We start from the raw sequence: 530 nt of genomic DNA on the forward strand, positions 1-530 counted from the left end.
CCCGGTATCTGCGACTGCAGGTCGAACTCCTCGCGCTCGTCGCCCGGGTTGTTGTAATCGCACTTGCTGTATGGGAGCGCGGCGCCCGTCGGGGTCGGCGGGAGCAGCGGCTTAGGATTCACGATAAGGTCAAGGGAAATTACGTCGAAGCAGCCCGTGGCGTTGTCCTCAAGGCGCACCCAGATGGTCTGGGTGCCCGGGGTCGTGTTGTGGAAGCCAAGCACGTTGGTGATCTGGCCCGTAGGGGCCTGCGCGTCGGACTGGGTCAGGTAGAAGCCAACGGTGTGCCCGGCCGGGGAAAGCCCGCCCAGGATATCGGCGATGGCCGCATCCAGGTTGAAGGTGCCGATNCCGTCGGTGTCGTCGTCGCANACCTCAAGGGCCGGGATCTCCGTGGCCTGCGGCGTAAGGTTCACGTGGATCGGGAGCTCAACCACCGTGCGGCAGCCCGTGGCATCGTAGGCCACCGAGACGTACACCACCTGGTCGCAGGCGACGATGTTGGTATAGGAGCCCGGGGTGGCGATAGG

General features: G+C 65.2%; 1 protein-coding gene. It reads right to left on the reverse strand.

Annotation, left to right across the window (positions count from 1 at the left end; genetic code table 11):
- Positions 1–350: hypothetical protein (locus ACM9J1_RS14350; RefSeq protein WP_415582787.1), on the reverse strand; the 350-nt coding region annotated here is incomplete at both ends.
- Positions 351–530: the final 180 nt, after the last annotated feature.

It is taken from the genome of Flavobacterium longum (assembly GCF_965137575.1).
Lineage (GTDB): Bacteria > Bacteroidota > Bacteroidia > Flavobacteriales > Flavobacteriaceae > Flavobacterium > Flavobacterium longum.